1 protein-coding gene is annotated in these 1,245 nt (G+C 74.0%); it reads right to left on the bottom strand.

Translation table 11 applies throughout. The features are described from left to right. Positions 1-43 precede the first annotated feature (43 nt). A partial coding sequence (locus tag C1I93_RS30585; RefSeq protein WP_309148227.1) for an ArsB/NhaD family transporter occupies positions 44-1,245 on the bottom strand: 1,202 nt, incomplete at its 5' end.

Genomic DNA, 1,245 nt, shown 5'->3' on the forward strand with positions numbered 1-1,245 from the left:
CGCTAACCTCATGATCAACGGCGGGAGTCGGGTGGGGGTGGGGTCAGGTGGTGAGGAGGAGGGCGGCGGTGGCGGCCAGGGTGCCGAGGAGGGCCAGGGCGGCGCTGGTGAGCAGGAAACGGGTCATCGGAATGGTCACCCGGGCGGCCCGGCAGCGCTCCAGCCACAGCAGGGTGGCGAGCGAGGCCCAGGGCAGGGCCAACGGCCCGATGTTGGTACCGACCAGCAGCGCGAGCAGCCGCTGCCGGTCGTGGGCCGGCAGCACCGCCTCGCCGGCCAGGTAGGCGGGCAGGTTGTTCACCACGTTGGCCGACAGCACGCCGGTGCCGCTCGCACGCAACGCGCCCCACACCCCGCCGTCCGGCCCGGCGAGCCACGCCATCAGGTCGTTGAGCCCGTGCTGACCGATCGTCTGGATCACCAGGAAGAGCCCGGCGACGAAGACCAGCAGCCGCCACGGCAGCAGCGCCGGGCGCAGTGTGCCGGGGGAACGGATCACGAAGGCGAGCACCAGCAACCCGGTGGCGACCGCCGAGGCGAGGCCGACCGGTACGCCGGCCAGGGTCGCGCCGACCAGGAGCAGGCAGCCGGCGAGCGCGGTGCGGTACAGCACCGGATCGTTCGGCCGGTGCACCGCGGGTGGGCGGAACCGGCCGTCGGCCGGCCGGTCCCGACGCCACCAGAAGCACCACAGCAGGACGGTGGTCACCGCGAGGACGGCCAGCTGCGGCAGCCACATGACTTTCGCGTACGCCAGCGGGTCGAGCCCGATCCGGTCCGCGGCCAGCAGGTTCGTCAGGTTGGACACCGGCAGCAGCAGGCTCGCCGTGTTGGCCAGCCAGACGGTGGTGACGGCAAGTGGTGCCACCGCCGTGCGCAGGGTGACCGCCAGCGCCAGCAGCACCGGGGTGAGCAGCACCGCTGTGGTGTCCAGGTTGAGCACGACAGTGGTGGTGGCGACGAATCCGACACAGAGCGCGAAGAGCGCCCGCCAGCTGCCCCGGGCCGCGACGGCCAGCCGGGAGGCGAGCACGTCGAAGACGCCGGCCGCGGCGGCCAGCTCGGCGAGCACCACCACCGTGCCGAGGAAGAGCAGCAGCGGCAGGATCCGGCCGAGGGTGGCGGCGGCGTCGGGGCGAGGCAGCAGACCGGTAGCGACACAGACCGCCCCGGCCAGCGCGAGCGCCACCGCGACCGCGTCGAGCGGGTGGAGCCGCAACCGCGCCGGTCGGGTCGGGGCGGGTG

The sequence above is a fragment of the Micromonospora endophytica genome (assembly GCF_003236305.1).
GTDB lineage: Bacteria > Actinomycetota > Actinomycetes > Mycobacteriales > Micromonosporaceae > Micromonospora > Micromonospora endophytica.